Here is a 3,901-nt window from a genome sequence, read left to right as displayed (position 1 = left end):
CGATCCCCACGCTGGTCATGACATGTCGGCCATGACTGGCGGTGCGCCCAACATCCCGACTAGCGTGGACGCTGTCGGGGGACGGATGGTCGAGACGCCGCCGCCTGCCGCCGCCCGCGCCGCGCCCGCCCATGCGGCGGACCTGCTGTTCGACCCCGCCGTCATGGCGGCCTCGCGCAAGCAACTGCTGGTCGAGAACGGCGACATTCGCTCTACCGCCGTGCTGATCGACTCGATTGAATCCAGCTTCGGCGATGGGGAGAAGGGCTATAGCTGGAACGCTCAGGGCTGGACCGGCGGCGACATCAACCGCTTCTGGTGGAAGACTGAGGGCGAAGGCGATTTCGGCGGCAAACTGCACGAAGCCGAGGTCCAGGCTCTCTACAGCCGCGCCATCGCCCCCTTCTGGGACGTTCAAGCGGGCGTGAGGCAGGACTTCCGCCCCGACGGCGACGACACCACCTATCTGACCGTCGGCGTTCAGGGCGTCGCCCCCTATTGGTTCGAAATGAACGCCGCCGCCTTCCTGTCGACCGAAGGCGACCTGACCGCCCGTGCCGAGGTCGAATATGACCAGCGCATCACCCAGAAGTGGATCGTTCAGCCGGCCATTGAAGTGGCGATGTCGGCCAGCGACATTCCAGAACTGGAGATCGGTTCGGGTCTGACCTCGGTCACGGCGGGCCTGCGCCTGCGCTACGAAATCCGTAAGGAGTTCGCGCCCTACGTCGGGGTCGAGTGGAGCCGGTCGCTGGGCGACACCGCCGACTACGCCAGGGCGCGTGACGAGGATGCCGAAGATGTTCGCCTGATCGTCGGGATCAAGGCCTGGTTCTAATCGAGGATATTGGACTCATTATGCGTATTTTCGTTCTCACCGCCGTTCTGACGGTCGCCGGAGCCGCCGCCGCCCAGGACCCGCACGCCGGCCACGCCGGGATGCAGCAGTCGACCCTGGCTCCATCGGGCATCGTCACCACGCCCGCCGACGGCGCGATGACGAATGGGTCACCGGAACGCTTCAGTGCGACCTTCCCGCACCCCATGATTCTTAAGACCGTCACCCTCACCGCCGAGGGCCAGGCGCCGATTGTGGTCGCAGCCCCGCCCGCGCCCGCCGCCGCGATTGTCAGCGTCGCCTTGCCGCTTCTCGCCCCGGGGGCCTACACTGCCGTATGGACCGCCGAAGCCCCGGACGGGCACAAGATGTCCGGCTCCATCAGCTTCATGGTTCACTAGGATCAACAACTGTCGGCCCGACATCGGGTCGGGGGCCGGATCGATCTACGATTGAAAAGGGGCGGCTCATGGCCGAGTCGAAACACAACGCATCTGCTGGACCTCATGGGTCCGCAAGTCATGCAAAGCACGGGCCGGACGGAATCTCCGACACGGCCGTCGATCCGGTTTGCGGCATGACCGTCGATCCGCAGAAGACGGCCCACCACGCCACCCATGCCGGCCATGATCACCATTTTTGCAGCGCAGGCTGCCGAGAAAAATTCGTCGCCGATCCTGAACATTACCTGAGTCCGTCTGTTGATCGGATTGTGGAAGCCCCGGCGGGGTCGATCTGGACCTGCCCGATGCATCCGGAAATCCGACAGGATCACCCTGGGGCCTGCCCCATCTGCGGCATGACGCTCGAACCGGAGATGGTGACCGCAGGCGCTGGCCCCAGCGCCGAACTGACCGACATGTCGCGCCGGTTCTGGGTTGCACTGGTGCTGACCCTTCCCGTGTTTGTCCTTGAAATGGGCGCGCATCTCTTCCCCGCGCTGCATCATCTCGTGCCCATGAAGCTGTCGATGTGGATTCAGTTCGTCCTGGCGACGCCGGTCGTGCTCTGGGCAGGCTGGCCTTTCTTCGAACGCGCATGGGCGTCGCTGAAGACCCGCAATCTCAACATGTTCACCCTGATCGCCATGGGGACAGGAGTGGCCTGGGGCTACAGCGTCATTGCGACCTTGATGCCGGACATCTTCCCGGCCGCCTTCCGGGCCTCGGACGGGTCGGTTGCGGTCTATTTCGAAGCTGCCGCCGTGATCACCACCCTGGTGCTGCTCGGGCAGGTTCTCGAACTGAGGGCGCGCGAGCGGACCTCCGGCGCGATCAAGGCCCTGCTCAACCTGGCACCGAAAACCGCGCGGCGTATCGCCGATGACGGCAGCGAAGAGGAAGTCGCGCTCGAACTGGTTGTGGTCGGGGACCGGCTGCGCGTGCGGCCGGGTGAAAAGGTGCCGGTCGATGGTGTCGTCGAGGAAGGCCGCTCGGCGCTCGATGAATCGATGGTGACAGGCGAATCCATGCCGGTCACCAAGACGGTCGCCGACACGGTGATCGGCGGGACGATGAACCAGGGCGGCGCGCTGGTAATCCGCACAGACAAGATCGGCCGTGACACCATGCTGGCCCGCATTGTCCAGATGGTCGCCGAAGCGCAACGGTCGCGAGCGCCGATCCAGCGTATGGCTGACCAGGTCGCCGGATGGTTCGTGCCGGCGGTGTTGGTGGTCGCGGTGATCGCCTTCGTGGCCTGGGGCATATGGGGACCGGAGCCCCGCCTGGCGCACGGACTGGTCGCGGCGGTGGCGGTGCTGATCATCGCCTGCCCCTGCGCGCTGGGGCTGGCGACACCGATGTCGATCATGGTCGGCGTAGGAAGAGGCGCCGGCCTCGGCGTCCTCATCAAGAACGCTGAAGCCCTGGAGCATATGGAGAAGGTCGACACCTTGGTCGTCGACAAGACCGGGACGCTGACCGAGGGCAAGCCTGCCGTCACCCGGATTATCGTCTCAGAGGGTTTTGAGGAGGAAGAACTGCTGCGCATCGCCGCCGGGGTCGAACGGGCGTCCGAACATCCCCTCGCGTTGGCGATCGTCAACGCGGCGATGGACCGCAACATCGAGATCCCCTCCGTCAGCGACTTCGATTCGCCGACGGGCAAGGGCGCGGTGGGAACGATTGAGGGCAGACGCATCACGCTGGGCAATGCCCGCTTTCTGGGAGAGGCCGGGATCGACACCTCTTCCCTTGCGACGCAGGCCGACCAACTTCGCACGGATGGGGCGACCGCGATTTTCATGGGCATCGACAGCATGGTCGCAGGGGTGTTCGCCATTGCTGATCCGGTCAAATCGACCACGGCCGAAGCGCTCACCGCCTTGCGCGCCGATGGCATCACCGTGGTGATGCTGACGGGCGATAACCGCACGACGGCCGAAGCGGTCGCGCGTCAACTCGGCATCGACGCCGTCGAGGCTGATGTGCTCCCCGATCAGAAGGCCGCTGTCGTCGCGCGGCTGAAACAGGAAGGCCGTATCGTCGCCATGGCTGGCGACGGGGTCAATGATGCGCCTGCGCTGGCGACAGCCGACGTCGGCATTGCGATGGGGCCGGGCACCGACGTCGCCATGGAAAGCGCGGGCGTGACGCTTCTGAAAGGCGATCTGAACGGGATCGTCCGGGCTCGCGACCTGAGTAAGGCGACGATGTCGAATATCCGACAGAACCTGTTCTTCGCCTTCATCTACAACGCCGCCGGAGTGCCGATCGCGGCGGGGGTTCTGTATCCCTTTTTCGGCATCCTGCTCTCGCCAATGATCGCGGCGGCGGCGATGGCACTGTCTTCCGTCAGCGTCGTGACCAACGCACTGCGCCTCAACCGCGTGCGGCTGTGAGTAGGAGCACAACCAGGGGTGCTGACAAGTTAACTGGATTGAGCCTAAAGCAGCCCTCCCCTTGCCGATTTCAAGCCCCTTGCGTTGCTGCCGACCAAGCGGTTTCGGCCTGACCTCGCAGCACGCGAAGGCCAGATCGGGAAATCAGGTGCGGTTGAAGATTGAAGACGTTATAAATCGGGCCGTGGCTGGAGAGAAACCGCTGGGCTGAACCCTGCGAT

General features: G+C 64.7%; 3 protein-coding genes. All 3 read left to right on the top strand.

Annotated elements, in window-relative coordinates:
• On the top strand, positions 1-838 hold an 838-nt coding region (locus tag B3H86_RS01130; RefSeq protein ID WP_292050722.1), incomplete at its 5' end, for a copper resistance protein B.
• Positions 839-858: 20 nt separating this feature from the next.
• Positions 859-1,239, top strand: coding sequence for a copper resistance CopC family protein (locus tag B3H86_RS01125; RefSeq protein WP_242915554.1), 381 nt, complete (start codon positions 859-861; stop codon positions 1,237-1,239).
• Between the two features lie 68 nt (positions 1,240-1,307).
• Positions 1,308-3,680 (top strand): heavy metal translocating P-type ATPase, encoded by a 2,373-nt coding sequence (locus B3H86_RS01120; protein ID WP_292050720.1) that lies wholly within the window; start codon positions 1,308-1,310, stop codon positions 3,678-3,680.
• Positions 3,681-3,901 lie beyond the last annotated feature (221 nt).

The organism is Brevundimonas sp. UBA5866 (assembly GCF_002432125.1).
Lineage (GTDB): Bacteria > Pseudomonadota > Alphaproteobacteria > Caulobacterales > Caulobacteraceae > Brevundimonas.
Note: the sequence above shows the minus strand (reverse complement) of the source record. Positions and strands in the feature narration are given on the sequence as shown.